The organism is Mycobacterium sp. TH-M106 (genome assembly GCF_057473765.1).
In genome coordinates, this window is record NZ_JBYCLE010000057.1 from 1 (window position 1) to 3,290 (window position 3,290).

Here is a 3,290-nt window from a genome sequence, read left to right on the forward strand (position 1 = left end):
GCACGCCGACACACAGCGCGTTGACCAACGGGTTGCCGGCGTAGCAGGCGTCGAAGACTGTCTCGCCGCCGATGTTGGGCAGCCCCAGCGAGTTTCCATAACCACCGATGCCGCGCACTACGCCGTCGAGCACTCGACAGGTGTCACCGGCGTCGGCAGCGCCGAACCGCAGCTGGTCCATCACCGCCACCGGGCGTGCGCCCATCGCCATGATGTCGCGCACGATCCCGCCGACACCGGTGGCCGCGCCCTGGTACGGCTCGACGTAGGACGGGTGGTTGTGCGACTCCACCTTGAAGGTCACCGCCCAGCCGTCACCGATGTCGACCACGCCGGCGTTCTCACCTATGCCAGCCAGCATGGCTTTGCGCATCTCGTCAGTGGTGGTCTCGCCGAAGTAGCGCAGGTGCACCTTGGAGGACTTGTAGGAGCAGTGCTCGCTCCACATCACCGAGTACATCGCCAGTTCGGCGTCGGTGGGGCGACGTCCCAGGATGTCGCGGATCCGCTGGTATTCATCGTCTTTGAGACCGAGCTCGGCGTACGGCTGCGGCTGGTCGGGGGTGGCCGCCGCGTGCTCGACGGTGTCAATCACCACGGACACAAGTCTAGATTCCAGCGGGTGCCAGGAATGCGCCCAGCGCCGCCGCATACCAGGCGACATCGGCGGCACCCATCAGTTCGCGCGCCGAATGCATGGCCAGTTGGGCCGCGCCCACGTCGACGGTGGGAATGCCGGTGCGGGCCGCGCTCATCGGACCGATCGTCGAACCGCACGGCAGGTCGGCACGGTGCTCGTAGCGTTGCAGCGCCACCCCCGCCTGCTCGCAGGCCAGCGCGAACGCGGCCGCGGTTCGGCCGTCGGTGGCGTAGCGCAGATTGGGCTGCATCTTGAGCACCGGGCCGGCGTTGACCGCGATCGGGTGCCCGGGCTCGTGGCGATCCGGGTAGTTCGGGTGGGTGGCGTGCGCCATGTCCGCCGAGGCCAGCACCGATCCCGCCAGCCGACGCAGGAAGTCCTCCCGGCTCCCGCCGCCGGCCAGGGTGACCCGTTCCAGCGTGGTGGGCAGCAGCTCGGAGGCCGCGCCGTGATCCGAGGTGGACCCGACCTCCTCGTGGTCGAAGAGCGCCAGCACCGGCAGGTGCCGCCCCGGCTCGGCGGCCAGCAGCGCCTCCAGTCCCACATAGCAGCTGGCCAGGTTGTCCAGCCGGGAGGCGCTGACGAACTCCCTGTCGACGCCGGTCAACGCCGAGGGCGCCAGGTCGTGGGTCATCAGGTCGAAGCCCAGCAGCCGATCCGGCTCGACGCCGGCCCGCTCGGCGACATACCCCAGAAAAGAGCGTGGCGTGTCACCGGCGCCGAACACCGCGTTGACGTGGCGCTGCGGGTCCAGAGCTAGCGATCTGCGGTCCTCGGCCAGATGGATGGCCAGCTGGGGCACCCGCAGGACCGGGTCGTCGACCCGCACCAGCCGGTGAACGACCCCGGGGTTGTCGGTGTCGTCACGCGCCGACAACCGCCCACTGACACCCAGGTCGCGATCCAGCCACGAGTTCAGCCAGGCGCTCCCGTAGGGCTGCAACGCCACCACTCGCCAGCCCACGTGGTCGCGGTCAGGGCGTTGTTTGACCCGCAGGTTGGGGCTGTCGGTGTGCGCGCCGATGATCCGAAACGCTGCACCGGGATCTGTGCTGCGCCCGGTGCCATTCCACGCCACCAGCGAGCCGGCCCGCACGGTGAAGAACCGGCCCTCGCCCGGCCACGCGTCGGCTTCGGCCACTTCGCGGTACCCGGCAGTCCGCAACCGCTGCGCGACCGTCGCACAGACGTGAAATGGCGAGGGTGAGGCGTCGATAAACTCGCACAAACCCACCGCTGTGGCCGCCATCCACCCAGTCTTTCTCATCGCAAGGCCGTCCCAGGCGTTAGGGTCGAGACTGTGCGAACCGTTGCCCCCCAGCCAGTGCTAGCTCCGCTGAGCTGCGCAGCCATCTTCCTGGTAGCCACCATCGACGACGGAGGCGAGAAGGCGGTGCACGAAGCGCTGTCGGAGCTGGCCGGGCTGGCGCCCGCCATCGGCTTCCGCGATCCGGCCAAGCGACTGTCGATGGTCACCTCAATCGGCTCGGCCGCCTGGGACCGGCTGTTCGCCGGGCCCCGGCCGGCCGAGCTGCACCCGTTCGTCGCGCTGGAGGGCCCGCGTCACACCGCACCCGCCACACCCGGCGACCTGCTGTTCCACATCCGCGCCGAGGCACACGACGTCTGCTTCGAGCTGGCCAGGCGCATTCTGCGGGCCCTGGACAGCGCGGTCACCATCGTGGATGAAGTGCACGGCTTCAGGTACTTCGACAACCGCGACCTGCTCGGCTTCGTCGACGGCACCGAAAACCCGGATGGGTCCGACGCGGCGAAGGCAGCCCAGATCGGCAGCGAAGACCCGGTTTTCGTGGGCTCGTCTTATGTGCATGTGCAGAAATACGTGCACGACATGGCGGGCTGGGAAGCTCTGTCGGTCACCGAGCAGGAACGGGTGATCGGACGCACCAAACTCGACGACATCGAATTAGGCGATGCCGACAAGCCGGCCAACTCCCACGTGGCGCTCAACACGATCGAAGACGACGAGGGCAACGAACTGGACATCGTGCGGGCCAACATGCCATTCGGCGCGGTGGGCACCGGCGAATCCGGCACCTACTACATCGGGTATTCGCGGACACCGGCGGTCACCGAGCGGATGCTGCGCAACATGTTTCTGGGTGACCCGCCCGGCAATACCGACCGGATCTTGGACTTCTCCACGGCGCTCACCGGAGGACTGTTCTTCACCCCGACTGTCGATTTCCTCGATGATCCACCGCCGCTGCCCGATCCGAAGCCCTCAACCACGGCCCGCGGCTCACTGACGATCGGCAGCCTGAAAGGAACCGCCCGATGAACAACCTCTACCGCGAACTCGCTCCGGTCACCGACGTCGCTTGGGCCGAAATCGAAGAGGAGGCCACCCGGACGTTCACACGCCACATCGCCGGCCGGCGGGTGGTCGACGTCAGTGACGTGGCTGGGCCGCAGGCGGCCGCGGTCGGCACCGGCCGGTTGACCGACGTGACCGCCCCCGCCGACGGCGTCATCGCGCACCTACGAGCCAGCAAACCCCTGGTGCAAATGCGGGTTCCGTTCACGCTGTCCCGGACCGAGATCGACGACGTAGAACGCGGTTCGCAGGACGCCGACTGGGATCCGGTCAAAGACGCGGCGAAGAAGCTGGCGTTCGCCGAGGATCGGG

At 68.2% G+C, this 3,290-nt stretch carries 4 protein-coding genes; 2 read left to right on the top strand and 2 right to left on the bottom strand.

Features of this window, described 5'->3' with window-relative positions:
* Window positions 1-595: AIR synthase related protein (locus tag AC2VOP_RS01895; protein ID WP_486959391.1), on the bottom strand; the 595-nt coding region annotated here is incomplete at its 3' end.
* Between the two features lie 13 nt (window positions 596-608).
* Complete coding sequence (locus AC2VOP_RS01900; RefSeq protein WP_486959392.1) at window positions 609-1,889, bottom strand: M18 family aminopeptidase; 1,281 nt, start codon at window positions 1,887-1,889, stop codon at window positions 609-611.
* A gap of 51 nt (window positions 1,890-1,940) precedes the next feature.
* Here AC2VOP_RS01900 and AC2VOP_RS01905 point away from each other — a divergent pair, with 51 nt between their 5' ends.
* Both AC2VOP_RS01905 and AC2VOP_RS01910 read left to right on the top strand, forming a co-directional pair.
* Window positions 1,941-2,942, top strand: a complete 1,002-nt coding sequence (locus AC2VOP_RS01905) for a Dyp-type peroxidase (protein ID WP_486959393.1) — start codon at window positions 1,941-1,943, stop codon at window positions 2,940-2,942.
* Window positions 2,939-3,290 (top strand): family 1 encapsulin nanocompartment shell protein (locus AC2VOP_RS01910; protein ID WP_486959394.1); only part of this gene is annotated, 352 nt, incomplete at its 3' end. The genes AC2VOP_RS01905 and AC2VOP_RS01910, both read left to right, overlap by 4 nt.